This is a genomic window from Photobacterium satsumensis, assembly GCF_050336935.1.
Lineage (GTDB): Bacteria > Pseudomonadota > Gammaproteobacteria > Enterobacterales > Vibrionaceae > Photobacterium > Photobacterium satsumensis.
The window spans coordinates 1,004,698-1,024,586 of record NZ_JAKJSK010000007.1; the positions used below are offsets into that span (position 1 = coordinate 1,004,698).

Annotated in this window: 11 protein-coding genes; 6 read left to right on the plus strand and 5 right to left on the minus strand. The window is 45.4% G+C overall.

What is annotated here, in order from left to right; all coding sequences use genetic code 11:
• Positions 1 to 6: 6 nt before the first annotated feature.
• The gene (locus tag L4D79_RS16180) at positions 7 to 1,326 is read right to left on the minus strand and encodes an APC family permease (protein ID WP_428652575.1); all 1,320 of its coding nucleotides are present in this window, start codon (positions 1,324 to 1,326) and stop codon (positions 7 to 9) included.
• 554 nt (positions 1,327 to 1,880) lie between these two features.
• Here L4D79_RS16180 and L4D79_RS16185 point away from each other — a divergent pair.
• The 3 genes from L4D79_RS16185 to L4D79_RS16195 all read left to right on the plus strand — a co-directional run bounded on the left by L4D79_RS16185 (position 1,881) and on the right by L4D79_RS16195 (position 4,392).
• On the plus strand, positions 1,881 to 2,339 hold the full coding sequence (locus L4D79_RS16185) for a CC0125/CC1285 family lipoprotein (RefSeq protein ID WP_428652576.1): 459 nt from the start codon (positions 1,881 to 1,883) through the stop codon (positions 2,337 to 2,339).
• A 420-nt stretch (positions 2,340 to 2,759) separates the two neighbouring features.
• Positions 2,760 to 3,530: an SGNH/GDSL hydrolase family protein gene (locus L4D79_RS16190; protein ID WP_428652577.1), complete on the plus strand. Its 771-nt coding sequence runs from the start codon at positions 2,760 to 2,762 to the stop codon at positions 3,528 to 3,530.
• A 205-nt stretch (positions 3,531 to 3,735) separates the two neighbouring features.
• Complete coding sequence (locus L4D79_RS16195) at positions 3,736 to 4,392, plus strand: MarC family protein (RefSeq protein ID WP_428652578.1); 657 nt, start codon at positions 3,736 to 3,738, stop codon at positions 4,390 to 4,392.
• Between the two features lie 6 nt (positions 4,393 to 4,398).
• On the opposite strand, the gene L4D79_RS16200 is transcribed toward L4D79_RS16195, so the two are convergent.
• Positions 4,399 to 5,196 (minus strand): AraC family transcriptional regulator, encoded by a 798-nt coding sequence (locus L4D79_RS16200; protein WP_428652579.1) that lies wholly within the window; start codon positions 5,194 to 5,196, stop codon positions 4,399 to 4,401.
• Positions 5,197 to 5,287: 91 nt separating this feature from the next.
• Between L4D79_RS16200 and L4D79_RS16205 the strand changes: the two genes are divergently transcribed.
• A complete protein-coding gene (locus tag L4D79_RS16205) occupies positions 5,288 to 6,469 on the plus strand; it encodes an MFS transporter (RefSeq protein ID WP_428652580.1) in 1,182 nt (393 codons plus the stop codon).
• Positions 6,470 to 6,537: 68 nt separating this feature from the next.
• Here the strand turns inward: L4D79_RS16205 and L4D79_RS16210 are convergent, their stop codons facing one another.
• Together L4D79_RS16210 and L4D79_RS16215 are read right to left on the minus strand one after the other, a co-directional pair.
• Complete coding sequence (locus L4D79_RS16210) at positions 6,538 to 8,154, minus strand: peptide ABC transporter substrate-binding protein (protein WP_428652581.1); 1,617 nt, start codon at positions 8,152 to 8,154, stop codon at positions 6,538 to 6,540.
• Positions 8,155 to 8,297: 143 nt separating this feature from the next.
• On the minus strand, positions 8,298 to 9,137 hold the full coding sequence (locus L4D79_RS16215) for a CvfB family protein (protein WP_428652582.1): 840 nt from the start codon (positions 9,135 to 9,137) through the stop codon (positions 8,298 to 8,300).
• A 320-nt stretch (positions 9,138 to 9,457) separates the two neighbouring features.
• On the opposite strand from L4D79_RS16215, the gene L4D79_RS16220 reads away from it, so the two are divergent.
• The gene (locus tag L4D79_RS16220) at positions 9,458 to 10,807 is read left to right on the plus strand and encodes a hypothetical protein (protein WP_428652583.1); all 1,350 of its coding nucleotides are present in this window, start codon (positions 9,458 to 9,460) and stop codon (positions 10,805 to 10,807) included.
• A 115-nt stretch (positions 10,808 to 10,922) separates the two neighbouring features.
• Positions 10,923 to 12,401, plus strand: coding sequence for a protein adenylyltransferase SelO (locus L4D79_RS16225; protein WP_428652584.1), 1,479 nt, complete (start codon positions 10,923 to 10,925; stop codon positions 12,399 to 12,401).
• Positions 12,402 to 12,416: 15 nt separating this feature from the next.
• Here L4D79_RS16225 and L4D79_RS16230 read toward each other — a convergent pair whose 3' ends face one another.
• Entirely contained in the window at positions 12,417 to 19,880 is a 7,464-nt protein-coding gene (locus tag L4D79_RS16230; protein WP_428652585.1) for an Ig-like domain-containing protein, read from the minus strand.
• Positions 19,881 to 19,889: the final 9 nt, after the last annotated feature.

Here is a 19,889-nt window from a genome sequence, read left to right on the forward strand (position 1 = left end):
TCTTGTCTAAACAGTTGCTTTTACAGATTCGTTATTGTTTCTTTGGGTTAAGAAATAAAGCGGGGAAATCACAGCCATAAAACCTAAACCAATCACAATTCTTGAAAGTTCCTGATCTGCCAGTAACACAATACAGATTAATACAGCTAGTACCGGAAGCACTGGGCCAAGAGGAGCTTTAAAAGAAGATTGGTACTCTTCACTCTTGGAATAACGTTTTCGGAAAATAAGAACGCTAATACACGTTGGAATGTATTGAGCAAAACGAGCCACGACAGAAAGCATTGCCAATTCGGCAAACGAGCCACTTAGGGCAATCGGTAAGGTAACAACACCAGACGCGATGATGGCAACATATGGGATACCAGCCGCTGTTTTCCTACCAAAAAACGATGGGATCATCTTATCATCAGCAAGAGGAAGTAACGCGCGTGGAATGTGGAATGAAGCGGCTACATTAATGCCTGCAATAGAAACGATAGAGCCAAGGGTAATAAGCCAAAAACCAAATTCTCCAGATACAACACGCGCTGCATCCGCTAAAGGCGTACCTGAGGTTGCAACATCTTCACCAAGAACACCTACAGTCACAGCCATAACCAACCCATAGAACATCATCACAATACCAAGCGATAAACAGATTGCGATAGGAAGGTTCTTCTTTGGGTTTTCCATATCTTCTGCGGCTGTACCGAATGTTTCAAACCCTGTAAAAGAGTAGAACGTCAGTATTAGTGCCGATACAATCGTTTCAGAGCTCAATGAATAGGTTGGCTCTAAATTTGAGTTAGGAATAATATTTTCTGGAGTGATGTACCAAATACCAACAACTATAAGGAAAATAAGAGGTATCATTTTAGCAATCGTCGAAATATTGTTAACAACTTTCGCAGCACTCACACCAAGAAGGTTTACTCCTGTTAGTAATAATACAGTACTTGCAATAATTAAATTACATATTAGGTTATTTTCTTCAAAATCAAAGGTACTGGATAGAATATTATTAAAAGCAACAGCCATCACAGCCCAAGCAATACATTGCATGAACCATTTCAAGAAGCCAACTTCAAATCCAGCAAAACTCCCAAAAGCTTCTTTGGTATATACGTAAGCTGCTCCATTTTTACTAAAATACCCTGCAGCTTCTGCGAAACATAAAGCAATTGTTGCAACAATCGCACCCGTTATAAATACAATAGAAACAGACCAGTCACCGGCAAATTGATACATTGAAGCAGGAAGCAAAAAAATGCCAGAACCTATTATTGAATTAAACCCAAGGAGAACGATAGACCATAAGCCTAATTTTTTTTGATTTTCAGTCATTGGAAAATACCTAATTAGTAAGAAATTTAAGACGTTATTGATATAAATAGTTTTATCGTTTTGAATTCCGAACATAGTACTGAAAGCAGAAGGAAAATCTTTGCTTTGTTTGCTACACAAACAGGCTAATGGAGAATATTTTTCTACAATAAAACACTAATGAAGTAGAATATTGCTACAAAAGCAACATTCAATCAGGCTAGCCGTTACCAGTTCTGATTTGAATTTATGTCGTAAGATACTGAATAAAAACAACTTATCATCAAGATTATCTTTCAAAGCTGAAAGATAAGCTGAGTAAAGTTGATAAGTGACAATGAAAACGGAAAATAACAAATGCTTACAATGTAGATATACTATCTAAAGTTCGAACTTACTCGCCTTCCCCGTAGAAAACAGACAAACATGCTTTCAGGATCAAAAAACAGTTAGCACACCTAAACATTCATAGATTGTATGGATTTGTACGGATCGGCTGCAAGAGCAATGAATACTTAAAAAATAATGCTACTATCCTTAAATATAATGAACAGTGTTTTATAAGGGTGAATATAATGAAAAAAATGGGACTAATCGCGTGTGGTTTGAGCGCATTACTACTTGCTGGCTGTGTCACCCCGTACGATACCGACCGTGATTCTTTCTGGTCTTTCGGCAAAGGCTTTGAAGTCACTCCCCTTGCACAAGATACGTGGCAAATTAGTTTTATCGGCAACGAAAATACTGACCGAACTCTCGCTAGAAACTACCTTCTTCATAAAGCCGCAGAACTAGCCCAAGGTGCTGGCTACCCGTACTTTACCCTACGTGGCGAGCAAAACTTCCGCGACCAAACCGGAAGTTCATCAGGTATTGGCTATTCAAGTAATGACTTTCTATATGGCATTGGCAGCACGATTTCAGAAACCACGGTGATGGTTGAAGTGATTGGTATGAATGAGAAGCCAGCTGACAGCAACCTTGCGGTTTACGAATCTGACTTTATTCTGAAAAACGTTGATGTGAACTCGTAACGTACCTTCCCTTAGCTAAGCCGGTGATAGAACACCGGCTTAGTAGACATATTCACGGCGTTATCCCTCATAAAACTCTTAATTGATGTGATATTTCCTCCTGTACCCGGTGCTACTCAATACTGCATAAATGGGAATTTATTTTTCCCTGCTTTTTTTGTGCAAAACATCAAACAACACCGTTAACCGATTGTTTTAATTAAATTTAATAAACCTCCTCCCGAGCAAAAACCCGCCCCACACGGGAACCCAGTGGCTTTTTGATGTTTCGAAATGACTTTCTCAGCGTGACCCTACGCACACAAGATGATCGTGATGTGATAAAAGCTAAAAAAACGAATAAGAAAAAAGTTTTCCCATAGCAGATAGGTAACTGAATAGATTTAATGTCCTTAGTAATTAATATATAAGGAATATAATGTGAAGGTCTCAAAAATATTAATCGCGGGATTATGTGCTATTTCAGTCTCAGGCCACGCGAAACCATTAGCAGATTATCCATCCCAGCCATTAGATATTGAAAGTAAGGTTGTCGCACTATATGGCAACTCATATACTCACTACAACAATCACCTCAATACTAGGCTTAGGGACTTAACTCGCTCGTTAAAACCCAATAATGCTGAAGGGTACAGTTACCGAGGCGTTACAATTTCCAGTGGTCGATTAGGCTGGCATGAAAGTAATCTAAAATTTCACTACACCTTAAGAGATTGGGATACTGTCATTTTCCAAGGGCATTCAAGCGAGCCTATCACAGCCAATGATAAAAGCCGTGAGTATTTCGAAAAGTCCGCCAAACAAATGTCTAACTTCGCACAAAGTAAAGGCTCCCAAGTCGTGTACCTTATGACATGGGCTAAGCAATCAGAACCTGAAAAGTTTGATGATCTTGCAGAAGCTTATATTAAGATCGCGAAAGATACTCGAGGTTATGTTGCACCTGTCGGTTTAGCCTTCCAAGCAATGATTGAGCAATATCCTGACATCAACCTTTATCACAGTGACGGCTCTCACCCATCGCTTGAAGGAACGTACCTTGCCGCTGCCACCCTATACGCAACCCTCTACAATGAATCCCCACTCGGTGGTGCAACACCGGTTGATACAGATATGGACCAAGAAACCGCTACAGCTATACAGCAAATCGCTTGGGACACAGTGACTGAGTTTAGGGCGAACCATTTTTAACCGTCCCCCACAAATCATTCTTCATGGTTTTAATACCGTATTAATACAGGCCTGACAATACCTCATTTAAGCCGGTGTACGTTCACCGGCTTTTCTCTGAAGTGATAAACCCCTCTCATTTATCGCAAAGATTCTTTACCCTTATAGCATTCGAACTAAGCTTCTTTAAAACAACAAGTTAACTTTAGGCTTAGAGGGCTGTCCAATGCACGACTTACTGACTGTTAGCGTAACCGTCTTTATGGGGTTCTTCGCCATTATGAACCCAGTAGCAAATACCGCAGTCTTTATAGGGTTAACCAGCGGACAAACCCACCAGCAACAGAAAGCGACTGCTTTTAAAGCCCTGTTTACAGCCTTTTGTATTGTCGCGACGTTCAGTTTACTCGGTAAAGGTATTTTCCAAGTCTTTGGTATCACTCTGCCTGCTCTTCGCATTTCAGGTGGCATCTTGGTGTTCTTGGTTGGCTACCATATGCTCCAAGGTAGTAGTTCTTCAATGCACAGTCATCAAGAAAGTGAGAGCAGTGAAGACAGGCAAACCGACAATGGTCAAGATGTGGCGATCTCTCCCCTTGCCCTACCGATTTTGGCGGGACCAGGGACGATAGCAACGGCGATGAACTACTCGGCCGCCGGCGGCATTCTCAACATCGCTATCACCATTTCCGCTTTTGCCTTGTTATGCCTCATCAGCCTAGTTTGCTTTATCTATGGCCAAAAGCTAGTGAGCTTGCTTGGGGATAACGGAATCAGTATTGTCACTCGGCTAATGGGATTGATCTTAACCGTTATTGGAATGCAAATGGGGATTCAAGGGATACATGATGCTATTGCGTTATTTGATAAAATACCCAAATAAATCAGCTTAAGGCTGAGCAAAATTAATTTCAGAGAAATAATGGCTGGGTGATTTACCGAAATAGCGTTTAAACAAGCGACTGAATGCACTTACGCTGATAAAGCCAACGTCAAGCGCAACCGTTGTTACAGGAGCCCCCTTAGCAAGTTGCTTTAAGGCCTCAAACAACCTGACCTGATTGCGGTATTCAACAAATGACATTCCAAACTCTTGTCTGAATAAACGGCTTAAGGTCCGGCTGCTGATATTTACCCGGTTAGCCCAGTCAGTCAGTGATTGAGTATCTGCAGGCTGAGCCAAGAGATATTCACACACAGCAGCCAACCTTCTATCTTTAGCCAACGGTAAATATAACGAGACTTGATCAGCGATCCTCAGTTGATCCAACATCACAGCAACCAGCCTTTCTTTTTCATCTGAACCACTTTGTTCGTAGCGGCTTGATGCCATGTAGGCAATGATCTCTCCGAGCAGAGGAGAAATACTGACTACAGCACTATTCTCTAGTAGTTGATGATCACTATTAGACTGTAGGTAGACATTTCTCATCTCTGCATGGCCATACATCGCGACCTTATGCAAAATACCGGCGGGTACCCACACCGCTCTTTGCGGCGGGATCACCCACATATTTTCCATCGTGGCTACAACCATCACTCCGCTGCAAGCATACACCAACTGAGAATAGTCATGGCTATGCCAGTCAATGGTATATCCGTCCGGATAAGACTTAGGAACCACCAGTACAGATACATTTTCTTCAGGAAAGTGGATATCACGCTTCATTGTGTTTTTATGGCTCATTTGGGCAATATGTCGTCCTTATGGAGACTATGAGACATCATATGCCTCTGTAAACTGTTTTCTCACTCGTTAGCGAACAGGAACAGTAAATATGCATCGATACCACTTTCTTCTTATGAATATAGGACATGGGCTAAACCACTTTTTTATCCTCATATTCCCAACAGCCATTTTGGGAATTCAGCAATATTGGGACATGCCTTATGACGCGTTGCTTCGCTTAGGTAGCTTTGGAATGCTTGCTTACGGTGTAGGAGCGCTACCTAGCGGCTGGTTAGGTGATCGCTGGAGTAAACGAGCCATGATGATACTGTTTTTCTTCGGTATGGGTAGCGCGGCGATCCTCACCGCTTTCGCACAAACAGCCATACAACTGACCTGGGGCATTGTCGCTATTGGCCTATTCGCTTCAATTTATCACCCAGTCGGTATCGCTTTGGTTTTTGCGACAACCGAGAAAACCGGCCGGGCAATTGCCGTTAATGGTCTCGCGGGAAATATCGGCCTAGCCTGTGCTGCAGTTGTTACTGCGTATATTACTCAGGCAATTAACTGGCAAGCCGCCTTTCTTATTCCAGGTATCGCCTGCATTTCGGCTGGTTTAGTGTATGTACGTATATCAGAGGGCATTAACTACAATCAACAAAACGTGCAGGTTAAAAATTCAACCCTCACCAATCCAAACGACCTAGTTCGATTACTCCTCAGTATTGCGGTTGTCGCTACATTTGGCGGCTTAGTGTTTCAAACTATCACAACAGCACTACCAAAGATCCTACAAGAAACATTTTCAATAACGTTGGGCCAAATTGGATTACTCGCAACAGGCATTTTCACTCTAGCAGCGGCCGCTCAGCTTATTATTGGCGAATTACTCGATAAGCTATCGTCCAAAATATTGCTGCTTTGTGTGGTCATAGGCCAAGCAACATTCTTGATTTTAGCTTCGATGGCGTCAGGCTGGTTGCTCATTCTGTGCTTAACCGGGTTAGTGTTTTGTACTTACGCTCAGATCCCCATTAATGACTGGCTCATAGGCAAAAACACATCCGTGAAATGGCGATCCACAATCTACGCCGTTAAATACACGCTAAGCTTCACTACTGGCCCCATAGCTTACTGGCTTATCTCTTATAGCTATTCTCATCAATATGCGACTAATGCCACCTTCACGTCTTTATATTGGGTTTTAGCAGGAGTAATGTGCATCTCTACCCTAGCTGTTGTTCTGATGCCTAGCGGAAAAAAACAACGTAAAGAAGTATGTTGCTAACCCCTAACATAATAAAAGCCGGAATATATTCCGGCTTTATCGTTTATGTGGGCTCACTTAGTTGGAGATTACTGAGTCAGATACAAATCACGGGTATAGCGTGCCTCTGCAGCGTTAGTCGCTGAGTACCCGCCAACCTTGGTACTCTTAAGGACGGAGCGCGTGTAATGGTATAGCGGAATCGCTGGCATCTCTTCCGAGAACACTTGCTCAGCCTGCTGATAATACTTGTTACGCTCCTCATTGCTTGGCGACTGGATAGCTTTCGCCATTGCCTCATCATATGCATCGCTTGACCAGCGTGAGTAGTTCATCCCAGTACTTTCGAAGTAAGAAAGGAAGGTCGATGCTTCATTGTAATCGCCTACCCAAGCATAACGGGCAACGGTGAAATCTTTCTGTCCCAGCTTTTGTAAAAACGTCTTCCATTCCTGGTTAGCAAGATTAACTTTTGCACCTAGAGCCTTATTCCACATCGACGACATCACAATCGCCAGCTTTTTATGTGACTCGGAGGTGTTATACACCAGCTCAAACGATAGTGGGTTGGACTTGTCAAAACCGGCTTCAGCCAGTAGCTCTTTGGCCTTCTGGGTACGCTCTTTCTGGCTTAACTTACCCCATGCCAACTTCGGCGGAACGAAGCCATCAACAGAAGGAGGCGTTACCCCATAGGCGGGTACCTGCCCTTGACCGAGAATCACCTTGGTGACAACGTCACGATCAATCGCATAGGCTAAGGCTTTTCGAACCCTAGGATCATCAAATGGCGCTTTGCTGACATTAAACAAGTAGTAGTAAGTCCCAAGCGAAGGCATGGTTAACAGCTCATCAGGTCGCTGTTTCTTGATGGCATTATATTGTTCTAACGGGAACGACGACGTGATATGGATTTCGCCAGTCCTAAAACGATTATATTCCGCAGTCATATCGGCAATCGGCAGATACGTCACTTGGTTAATGACTGTTTTTTCATTATTCCAATACTGTGGATTACGCTCTAATACAATGCGCTCGTTAAGCGTCCAGTTTGCCAACTTGTAGGCGCTGCTAGTTACAATATTTTCAGGCTTAGTCCACGCATCACCATGGGCTTCGATGGCTGGTCGATAAACAGGGAATGTCGACTCATGCACCATCATTTTGACGAAGTATGGCACTGGTTTATCAAGAGTAACCTGCAAGGTTTTGTCATCCAGCGCTTTTACACCAAGCTCATCAACCGGGAGCTTTCCTTCATTAATCTTATCGGCATTGAGAATATGAGCGGTACTCAAATACCACGCATACGGCGCACCGGTTTTAGGGGCGACCACCCGCTTGAAACTGTATTCAAAATCACTTGCAACAATCGGCTCACCGTTTGACCACTTAATGCCGTCACGCAAGTGGAAAGTAAATACTTTACCATCTTCCGATTGCTCCCACTTAGTTGCCAGTGCAGGGATAATCTCACCATCTGGGCTTTGTGTGACTAACCCTTCGAACATATCGGCAATCACACGCGCACTGGAGGTATCTGAAGAATAAGAAGGGTCTAACGTCGGAACTTCGTCGCCATTACCACGGACTATCTCTTGTACTTTGGCTAACGCTACATTGGCGGGGACATCTGCAGCCCAGGTTGGACTTGCCGTTAGCATAGCGACAGCTGCGGCGATCACGGTTAGCTTACTTCCTTGCATAATCTATCCTTGTGATGGTTGTAATAAAAGGGTAAAAACCGCTTTTAACATACACCTATATTCACTTGGGTGATATGCTACCGCTCACAAAAAAGCCGGTGATAAACACCGGCTTTTAAGACAATCACGAAAGCAATTTCTGATTAATTATCGTTCAGTCGAATTCCATCTTTATCAATAATAATCAGACCTTTCTTATAAAGACCGCCGATGGTTTTCTTGAAGGTCGCTTTACTGGTACGGAACTCTTTAAAAATCGCATCTGGTGATGACTTATCACTTAACGGAACAAAGCCGCCCTTACGCTCGAGTGTCGTCAGGATTTTATCGGCCAAGTCGTCAACCTTTGCCTTGCCTGCTTTTTGCAATGACAGGTTGATCTTGCCGTCTGGGCGAATCTCTTTAATGTAAGCCTTCAGCTTTTTGCCAGGGAACAACTTACCGAATGATTCAGTTTTGAATAGCAAGCCCCAGTGCTTATCTTCGATTACAGCTTTATAACCCAGTTCGCTAGTTTCAGCGATCTGAACCTGAACTTCTTCACCCACTTTATAGTTAGCCGGCGTTTTATCCAAGAAACGGTTGAATTTGGTTGAACCAACAATACGGCCCGACGCCTTATCGGTGTAGATGCGAACCATGATGTCTTGGCCTTCTTCAAGGCGACGACGCTGCTCACTGAATGGAACCAACAGATCTTTCTCAAGGCCCCAATCAACAAAAGCACCTACGCCACAAATGCCGACAACACGTAGCAAGGCAAAATCACCCACAACAGCATATGGCTGCTTGGTCGTCGCGATGATCTCGTCTTCAGAGTCAAAATAAACAAAGACTTCCAGCTTATCCCCCAACTCAGTGCCAGCCGGAACAGACGCTTTAGGCAGTAGGATATTGCCAAAATCATCACCACCATCAAGGAATACGCCAAAATCTACTAACTTGACGACCTCTAACGTGTTGTATTGTCCAATTCTAATCATTCTTTCGACACTCTCTGGGTAAATAAAACGGCCTGTGTAACAAACAGCCGACAGCATGCGACGCTCTGCAATGCTTCATCTTAACATCAGGCGGCGCATTATACGTGATGTTAACCCAATGCGCCTGACCTATCTTTCATTTTTTGCTTACTTTTCACTCTAATAAAGAGTGAAACACCAAATAACACTGCTATTAACTGACTAATTCATCTAAAATTAACCTTACTTCCCAAACTTAACGTTATGTTAGTAGCCAAGTGACTTGGTTATACAACGTTGCATATTCATATTCCCCAGCCATCGTGAGGTAGTGTAGTAGAGTGATCACAGTTGAAAAAAAAGACGGGCATAAACTCAAAATTTCCCACGTCATTCCTGAAACAACAAACCGACAACTGGATCTCTTTATTTTCGTTCCCGGCGAACTTGGATTAAACAGTAATATCATTGCTGAAGATGAATTTTTCCATAACGCGATTCAGGGTAAACGTACCTACTACAGTGATGTAAACCACTTACCACTGGTTCATAGCCGGCTTGCCAGTCGAGGTAAGCTCTCTACTGAGCAATACCGCTTGAGCTTGAGCCTCTATGCGTATCAATATGCCTTGGCGCTTGAAAAAACGACGCAGCAACTCCTTGATGTTAAAGAAGAGCGCTCGTTAGAAGAAGTCGAAGAAGTTGCCCAGCTAACCCAAAGGATCTTGAAACGACTACGCCGTAATGTGCCAACTGACAAAAAGCTGCACAAATATTACGAGAATGTCGATAACTACCTTTCATGGTACACGGAACAGCGGTTGCTAGAACTCGTCGCGCACCTACCAAGAAGCAGTGATTACAGCGAGATCAAATCGCTGCTACTTCAAGTCTGCGAAACAGAGTCTGAGCATAGAACCAAGCATGACTATAACTCATCTAAAGCAATGGAAGATCCAACTCGGATGTCCAACAAAATGCGCCTGTTGCGCCGCTTGATTGAGTATCCGGTAACCATGAAGGAAAAAACCAGCGAACTGGGCCAGAATACGCGTAAAGTTGTCACAGGTTTTGCGGCAGGTTTTGTGATGATTTTTGTGACCTTGATGCTGATTAAAGCGCGAGGTGTGCTCGGTGACATTACCGCTTCATTTATTCTCGTGCTCTCTTTCATTTACGCGGCTCGCGAAGTGTTTAAGGATGACTTGAAAACCATCCTTTGGCGTATGGTGCGAAAGGGCAAACCCAAGTGGCGCAAACAGTTTTTTGATGTCAACTCAAACCAGTTGATCGGCCGCCAGCTTGAGTGGATGGAGTATTGCGCGTTTAAAGATTTAGATAAAGAAATCAAGAAGGTTCGCAAACACAAGGTTTCCCAGCATGAGGAAACGGTGTTGCACTACAAAAGCACGACGCGAATGTCACCTACCAAGTTCCTGACTGGTTATGAACAAACCCGTGAGTCCATTATGCTGGATCTGCGAACCATTACCCGCCTAATGGAAAAAGGGTCACAAAAAATCTACCAAATAAAAGATGGCCAAGTATCGAAAGAAACCGTCGAAAAGCGTCATCTGATCAACCTAGTGACCAGGGAAATGGTGGATGACAAAACCGTCTGCGTCCAGCGCTGGAAGGTCATCATGAACCGTTCGAAAATTGTCGATATCGAACCTATCGAAAGCGAATAAAACGCCACCGCACGCAAAAAACACAGCAGAGAGAGATAATACCCCTACACTCTCTCCGTTGTAACCTTGCTGACAGTTGATACGCTTAAAGGGAAGCCATTTTGATGATCCCTATATGAAAAAACTGTCCGAGCTCATCTTCAGCAACACATATAGCCAGCTTCCTGCTGCTTTTGGAACAGCAATCAAGCCACAGCCGCTTGATGACCCTTTTCTGGTCAGTGTGAACCCCCAAGTCAGTGACATGCTTGAGCTGGATCCGGATCAAGCCACCACCGAGTACTTTATCAACCTCTTTACGGGCAATGATGACCATCCAGTGATGGCACCTATCGCAATGAAGTACACCGGCCATCAGTTTGGCCAATACAACCCAGACTTGGGCGACGGCCGTGGTTTGTTAATGGGAGAGGTACTAACCTCATCAGGCCAAAAATGGGATATCCACTTGAAAGGCTCGGGCCTTACTCCCTACTCTCGCCAAGGTGACGGACGCGCTGTATTACGCTCAAGCATTCGTGAATACCTCGCAAGTGCCGCAATGGCGGGGTTAGGGATCAAAACCACCTATGCTCTGGCCGTGCTTTCAAGCAATACGCCGGTATATCGAGAAACGGTTGAACGAGGCGCAACGCTGATACGTATTGCCGAAAGCCACCTACGGTTCGGCCATTTCGAATACTTTTTCTATACCCAGCAATATGCTGAGCTGAAAATATTGGCCGACTATCTTATTAAACACCACTTTCCGGATATTGATGTTCAAGATACCGAAGCGAACTGTTATAGCCAAATGTTCCACAATATCGTCCGCTTAACTGCTGAAATGATTGCCGACTGGCAAGCGGTTGGTTTCGCCCACGGCGTGATGAACACCGACAATATGTCAGTCCTTGGTCTGACGTTTGACTATGGTCCCTATGGGTTTCTGGATGACTATAAGCCCGGTTATATCTGTAATCATTCCGACTATTCCGGCCGATACGCGTTCAACCAGCAACCGACTATCGCCCTGTGGAACTTATCCGCGCTTGGCTATGCACTAACCCCTTTGCTTGAAAAAAAGGACATTGATCATGCTTTAGAGAGCTATCAACCTTTGCTGCAAAAAGCCTATAGCGAAAATATGCGAAAGAAACTTGGCCTCAATGAAAAGCTGGAACAAGATACACCGCTCTTTGCTAATTTGTTTGATCTAATGAAAACACAAGCCGTTGACTACACGCTCTTTTTCCGCACTTTGTCTGAAATCCCCCATACTGAACTCAAGACATCAAATCACCAATTTCAAGATTTGTTCAACGATTTATCGCCATTGAACGTATGGCTAACCCTGTATGCTGATAGGCTGGAAAATGAATCATTAAGTGATACCGAGCGCCTCGCGCTTATGCGCAAATCTAACCCTAAGTTTATTTTGAGAAACTACCTCGCCCAGCAAGCTATCGAACAAGCCGAGCAAGGTCACTTTGCCATGGTAGAACAGCTGTTGACTGTTTTGCAGCGTCCTTTCGAGGAGCACCCAGAATTTGCAACTTTCGCTGAGCGTCCACCAGAATGGGGCAAGAAACTAGAAATCAGTTGCTCTTCCTGATGAAGAAAAACTAGATTAGAAGCTAAACGCTGGGAGCCGATACTTCATCTTGATACTGATAGAGTCAACGTCATTGGCATCAATGAAATATCGGTTCACTGCAAGGCCAACCTGCCAGACAGGCGTTAAGGCATAATTAAGCTCAATGCCTAAATATGGATCAACGCCATCATCGCTGTGAGTTATTTTCTGCCCTTGATACAGGCTCTCAATATCGGCTTCCCAGTACATAACCCCCAGCACACCCGCTAGCGATACCTGATGATAACGCCAGAACGCATAGCGGGTATCGATACCGACACCCTGGACCAACACCGGTGTAATACGAGATAACGACAAGTGTTTGTCGTCACTCATATTAACGTCCCCAACCAAGGTGGCGCTTGCCTTCCCCTGATCGATATACCTCAGTGTGATATCCCAATCAGAGGTAATGGAATATCCGGCACCCAGCGTCCAGTAGAAATCATGATCTTCGATATCGATGATTTTGGCTTGGCTTGTATCCAGATCATCTCGAGCCTTACTCTGCCCTACGTCTGCCTCCAAGTACCAATTCGCCTGTGCTTGTGTACTAATAGATAACATTAGCAACACTATGCTACGTAACAGTAGATTAGAGTATGCCGCCCCGCATTTATAAAGGCTGATCAACATTAGCATCGCGATCCCTGTTAACCCCATACTCCCTCCTCCAGAGTTGCTGACATAGGTTGAGTTGACGTTACTGACAGTAACCTTAACCTGTCCACCCGCAGTCAAGCCGAAGGTATCGCTGATTTGATAGGTAATCGTATCTATCCCTTCAAACCCTGCCTCAGACTGATAACTCAAGGTCTGATTGCTTTTAATAACAACAACGCCATGCTCAGCTTGCGCCGAAAGTAGTGCTAACGTTTCACCATCGGGATCCGAGTCGTTTGCCAGTACATTAATTTCAACAACATCTTGGGTGACGACTTGTGCCTCGTCATCAACAGCAACAGGAGACTGGCTGTTGACAACATTCACCGTAACAGTCGATGACGCCGTTCCACCTTTACTATCGGTAATACCGTAACTAATCACAGCATTGCCAAGGAACCCCGTCTCAGCTGTATAGCGCAGTTGGTTACTGATAACTTCTGTTACCCCAAAACTCTCCGACACACTAGCGATGCTAATTTCATCCCCGTCTGCATCACTATCATTGGCTAGTACGTTTATGATGACAGAAGAGTTAATACCAACCACCGCGGTATCTGCTTCAGCGACAGGAAGCGTATTATCACTCGCTTTTGTCGCAACACCACCGGGATCCATGATGCTGCCATTTACAATGCCATCATCATCATTCGGACCTCCATCCTCGAGAGTGAGCTGAACACACCAATCCCCTTCCTTCAAACCAACAACCCAAAGTTCACTTCCCGGAGGTGGGCAATAGCCCGCTTCACCAGCCGATGATGACAAATAATTGTTGCTGTCTATGACAAAATCAAACCAGCCCTTCTGCTCAGAGTATTTCCGATAAACCGCATTCGCTGGTATAGGTAAACGTTGAGGGAACACGACTTGGTAAGTTTGTCCCGGAGTTGGTAACCCATAAGCGATGAAATCAAATAATCCACCTATATTGGTTGCTTCTGTATCACTGCCCAATTGCTGTTCAACTTCATCGTCAAATAGCTGAGTTCCTCCTGAGGCATTCGCGGCAACTGAAACACCTTTACGTAAGCAGACACCGGGCTCCCCTTCAATTAAATATCCATCAGAGTCGAGCGCTTGTTCCTGCAGGACATTACACTCATCAATCGCATCTAGATAATCTGGAATACCATCTTCGTCACTGTCGACAAAACCTTCTTCGCTGTCGGGCAGCAGATCGCCGTCACTATCTTCAGTCCCCAGCGAGGCTAATTGCTGTACCACTTCGATATAGATATCTTTGGTGACTGATGCAGGAGTCGATGCGTCATCTGTGACCGTCAAGTTAATCATGTAATGGCCAGGCGCAAGTTGTTCTGGAGAGAAAATAAACTCACCCTCATCTGTCCCCTGATTAGTGATAAGCGCTTCATTGGTTAGCCAAGTATATTGATGGCTATCCCCACTATTCGCATCGGTAACATTCGCTTTAATCGTTACCAAATCTGCGCTATTGGTAACCACCTGACGATATTCCGTCGACTGACTGACCAAGACCGTTAATTGAGGAGCAATATTGTCTTCTTTCACCAACAAGCGGAACACAGATTTACTGCCAAGGTTTACGCTATTATCTAGCGTAATAACGACTTCTTCGTCCCCTTCGCTAATACCATCATCAAAGAGCGTAAATGTGATGGCGCCTTTCAAACCTTGCTCGATAACCACATTGCCTGCGACCAAATCATGATCTTGACTATCAGTCGTGCCTGAAACGGTATAAGGGATAACAACTGGGTAAGTGGGTGACTCACCATTAATATACACTGAGGCCTGATAGCTATTACCTTCTGCGGTTACACCATCTTTTTCGATAGACACCAATGGATGAACTGTCACATGCTGGCTTGCTTCAGCTTTGTTGCCTTGACCATCTTCGGTTCGCCAATAAACAATGTGATTACCAGGCTGGAAGTAATGTCGGTTATCAACCAAGACAACACTCAAGGGATTCCCCAAGGTATCAAACGCTGTCGCTACCCCCAGATCCGCTTTGGTAAATAACGCTGTCGCATTCAGTTCAATATCATCAGGCTCATTAATGATCGGTGTACCTAGTTGAACCTCTCCTTCGATGGTTAGCGTCACTATCGCACTGACTAACTCGCTATATTCATCGCTGACCAAGTAACTGATTTCTACATTACCGATAAAACCTGCCGGGGCTACATAGTTAAGCTTGTTATTCTCGATAGTAACCGTGCCAACACTGGCCTGAGCGGCAACAATACTGAGTGTATCGCCATCAACATCAACATCATTGCTCAAAACATCTAGCTCAAATTGATTTTGCTCTGAATAGGTTTCCGTAATGGTATCGTCAACGATAATCGGCACATCATTAACCGGCGTAATGGTTAAGCTAACCACCGCAATATTGGAAACAGCCCCCGTGTTATCTTTAACCTGATAACTAAACAGATCATCACCAAAATAGTTTTCAGACGCTTGGTAGCGGATTGCACCAGTGGAACTCACTGTAGCCGTACCGCCTTGTGGCATCGAGACGAGCTCTACAGATGTAACGTCCACCTGATCATCGATATCATAATCATTACCCAAGATATTAATCTCGAGCGTACCTTCTTCAACCAATTGAGCTTGGTTATTTATAGCAACCGGAGCATCATTAACAGGCGTTACGGTGATAGTGACCGCTGCCGCTAATGACTCATAACCATCACTATCGGTAATGGAATACGTAATGACCTCGGTGCCATTAGCATCTTCATTAGGCACATACCTCAGCTTCCCATCAGCTAACACAGTAGCAGTGCCTTTAGTTAAGGACGCTTGATTAGTAAAGGAGATTTGCTGAGCGGTAAACCCACTTTCTGCACTTCCATCTTCGATGTCACTGTCGTTGGATAAAATAGCAATTTCAACGGGCTCGTCTTCAAGCGTGGTTGCTTCGTCATCCATTGCAATAGGCCTATCGTTTATCGCCCCCACCAATATTTTTATTTCGGCGGCTTCTGATGCTAGACCCACCCCATCAAAAATACGGTATTCCAAAACATCTTGGCCGAAATAGTCTTCATTTGGTAAATAACGAATATTGGCACCCTCTACAATGGTCGCAACACCATTCTCAGGGTGAGTAACTATTTCAATATTCCCTTCAGGTGTCCCCTCTTCCGGATCAGTAGCTGCAATCCGTACAGCCAAGACTATCGGATTATCCTCATCCGTTTTTTCATTAAACGCAGCGGCAACCGGCACATCATTAACAGGCGTGACGGTTACCCTGACAGTTGCCAGTTCAGATTCACTCAGATCGCTGTCCTTCACCTTATAGGTAAAACTATCGCTACCATGAAAATCAGATTCTGGCTTATAGGTCACTTTCCCAGTCCCTGAATCAAACTGAGCGGTGCCGTTAGCGGGCATGGTTTCTAAACTAACACTCGATACCACCAAATTCTGATCGATATCATAATCATTACTTAGGATATCGATCTGGACGGACTGATCTTCTAGCGTAGTCGCCACATCATCTACCGATGTAGGGGCGTCATTAACGTTCACTACTTCCAGATTGAACGCCACTAAGCTGACGGTTTCAGTACCATCACTGACCTTAATCACGATGCTCGAGGTAGTACCGACATCGTCGTTGGTCGGTGTGCCACTCAATACCCCCGAAGCCGTATTAAAGCTTGCCCACGAAGGTTGGTTGTCAATACTGAAGGTCAAGTCATCGTTGTCGATATCACTGGCTACTGGCGTAAAGCTGTAACTGGCATCCTGCTGCACACTGGTGGCTGGGCTGCCGCTGATAGACGGCGCGTCATTAACGTTGACTACTTCAAGATTGAACGCTGCCAAGCTGACGGTTTCAGTACCATCACTGACCTTAATCACGATGTTCGACGTAGTGCCAACATCATCATTGGTCGGTGTGCCGCTCAATAAACCCGAGGCCGTATTAAAGCTCACCCACGCAGGTTGGTTTTCGATACTGAAGGTCAAGTCATCGTTGTCAATATCGCTGGCTACTGGCGTAAAGCTGTAGCTGGCGTCCTGCTGCACACTGGTTGCTGGGTTGCCGCTTATTTGCGGCGCGTCATTAACGTTGACTACTTCGAGATTGAAGGCCGCTAAGCTGACAGTTTCAGTACCATCACTGACCTTAATCACGATGTTCGACGTAGTGCCCACATCATCATTGGCTGGTGTGCCGCTAAGTAAACCGCTCGCGGTATTGAAACTCGCCCACGATGGCTGGTTTTCAATACTGAAGGTCAAGCCATCGTTGTCGATATCACTGGCGACTGGCGTGAAGCTGTAGCTAGCGTCCTGCTGCACACTGGTGGCTGGGCTACCGCTAATTTGCGGTGCGTCATTAACGTTCACCACTTCGAGATTGAATGCTGCCAGGTTGACCGTTTCCGTACCGTCACTCACTTTAATAGAGATGCTCGAGGTAGTACCGACATCGTCGTTGGTCGGTGTGCCACTCAATACCCCCGAAGCCGTATTAAAGCTCGCCCACGCTGGCTGGTTTTCAATACTGAAGGTTAGATCATCGTTGTCGATATCACTGGCGACTGGGGTGAAGCTATAGCTAGCATCCTGCTGGACACTGGTAGCTGGTGTGCCTGAAATAGACGGCGCGTCATTAACGTTAACTACTTCAAGATTGAACGCTGCCAAGCTGACCGTTTCAGTGCCATCACTGACTTTGATAGAGATGTTCGAGGTAGTACCGACATCGTCGTTGGTCGGTGTGCCGCTCAATAAACCCGAGGCCGTATTAAAGCTTGTCCACGATGGCTGGTTTTCGATACTGAAGGTCAAGTCATCGTTGTCGATATCACTGGCTACTGGCGTAAAGCTGTAGCTGGCGTCCTGCTGCACACTGGTGGCTGGCGTGCCTGAGATAGACGGTGCGTCATTAACGTTCACCACTTCCAAGTTAAACGCTGCCAAGTTGACTGTTTCAGTGCCATCACTGACCTTAATAACGATGTTCGACGTAGTGCCAACATCATCATTGGCCGGTGTGCCGCTGAGCAAACCGCTCGCGATATTGAAGCTCGCCCACGCTGGCTGGTTTTCAATACTGAAGGTTAGATCATCGTTGTCGATATCACTGGCTACTGGCGTGAAGCTGTAACTGGCATCTTGATTGACTGAAGTCGCTGGTATACCACTAATTTGCGGCGCGTCATTGACGTTCAACACTTCCAGATTGAACGCTGCCAAGCTGACGGTTTCAATACCATCACTGACCTTAATCACGATGCTCGAGGTAGTACCGACATCGTCGTTGGTCGGTGTGCCACTCAATACGCCCGAAGCCGTATTGAAGCTTGCCCACGCAGGTTGGTTTTCGATACTGAAGGTCAAGTCATCGTTATCGATATCACTGGCTACTGGCGTGAAGCTGTAACTGGCATCCTGTTGTACGCTGGTGGCTGGGCTGCCGCTAATTTGCGGTGCGTCATTAACGTTGACCACTTCTAGATTGAAGGCGGTAAGGCTCACAGTTTCGGTGCCATCACTCACCTTAATCGAGATGTTCGAGGTAGTGCCGACATCATCATTGGTCGGTGTGCCACTCAATACACCCGAGGCCGTATTGAAGCTCGCCCACGACGGCTGGTTTTCGATACTGAAGGTCAGATCATCGTTGTCGATATCACTGGCTATCGGCGTGAAGCTGTAGTTGGCATCCTGCTGCACACTGGTGGCTGGGCTACCGCTGATTTGCGGTGCGTCATTGACGTTAACTACTTCGAGGTTAAATGCAGTAAGACTGGCGGTCTCTATTCCATCCGAGACGCTAATGACAATGTTTGAGCTGGTTCCGACATCATCATTGGTCGGCAGGCCTGATAATACTCCGGTCGCGGGATTAAAATTCGTCCAGCTCGGCTGGTTCTCGATGCTGAAGGCTAAATCATCACTGTCGGCATCGCTATAACTGGGACTGAAGCTATACACTGCATCTTGATTCACTGAAGTGGCTGGTGAACCTGATATCACCGGCGCGTCATTCACATTCACCACTTCAAGGTTGAATGCCGCAAGGCTTGCGGTCTCTACGCCATCCGAGACACTGATGACAATGTTTAAGCTGGTACCGACATCACCATTGGTCGGCAGGCCTGATAACACTCCAGTCGCAGGGTTGAAACTCGTCCAGCTCGGCTGGTTCTCGATGCTGAACGTCAGATCATCACTGTCAGCGTCGCTATAACTGGGACTGAAGCTATACACTGCATCTTGATTCACTGAGGTGGCTGGAGAGCCCGATATCACCGGTGCATCATTCACATTCACCACTTCCAGATTGAACGCTGGTAAGCTGGCTGTCTCAATACCATCCGAAACACTGATGACAATACCCGAACTGGTACCAACATCACCATTGTCAGGCAGGCCCGATAACACTCCAGTCCCGGGGTGGAAGTTCGTCCACGCTGGCTGGTTTTCAATGCTGAACGTCAGATCATCACTGTCAGCATCGCTATAACTGGGACTGAAGCTATACACTGCATCTTGATTCACTGAGGTGGCTGGTGAACCTGAAATAGTAGGCGCATCATTCACATTCACCACTTCGAGGTTAAATGCAGCAAGACTGGCAGTCTCAATACCATCCGAGACGCTAATAACAATGTTTGAGCTGGTACCAACATCAGCATTGGTCGGCAGGCCTGATAACACTCCAGTCGCAGGGTTGAAATTCGTCCAGCTCGGCTGGTTCTCGATGCTGAACGTCAGATCATCACTGTCAGCGTCGCTATAACTTGGACTGAAGCTATACACTGCATCTTGATTCACTGAGGTGGC

Coding starts and splice junctions, on each gene's coding strand:
- L4D79_RS16180 (WP_428652575.1), bottom strand. CDS start 1,326: ATGACTGAAAATCAAAAAAAATTAGGCTTATGGTCTATCGTTCTCCTT.
- L4D79_RS16185 (WP_428652576.1), top strand. CDS start 1,881: ATGAAAAAAATGGGACTAATCGCGTGTGGTTTGAGCGCATTACTACTT.
- L4D79_RS16195 (WP_428652578.1), top strand. CDS start 3,736: ATGCACGACTTACTGACTGTTAGCGTAACCGTCTTTATGGGGTTCTTC.
- L4D79_RS16200 (WP_428652579.1), bottom strand. CDS start 5,196: ATGAGCCATAAAAACACAATGAAGCGTGATATCCACTTTCCTGAAGAA.
- L4D79_RS16205 (WP_428652580.1), top strand. CDS start 5,288: ATGCATCGATACCACTTTCTTCTTATGAATATAGGACATGGGCTAAAC.
- L4D79_RS16210 (WP_428652581.1), bottom strand. CDS start 8,154: ATGCAAGGAAGTAAGCTAACCGTGATCGCCGCAGCTGTCGCTATGCTA.
- L4D79_RS16215 (WP_428652582.1), bottom strand. CDS start 9,137: ATGATTAGAATTGGACAATACAACACGTTAGAGGTCGTCAAGTTAGTA.
- L4D79_RS16225 (WP_428652584.1), top strand. CDS start 10,923: ATGAAAAAACTGTCCGAGCTCATCTTCAGCAACACATATAGCCAGCTT.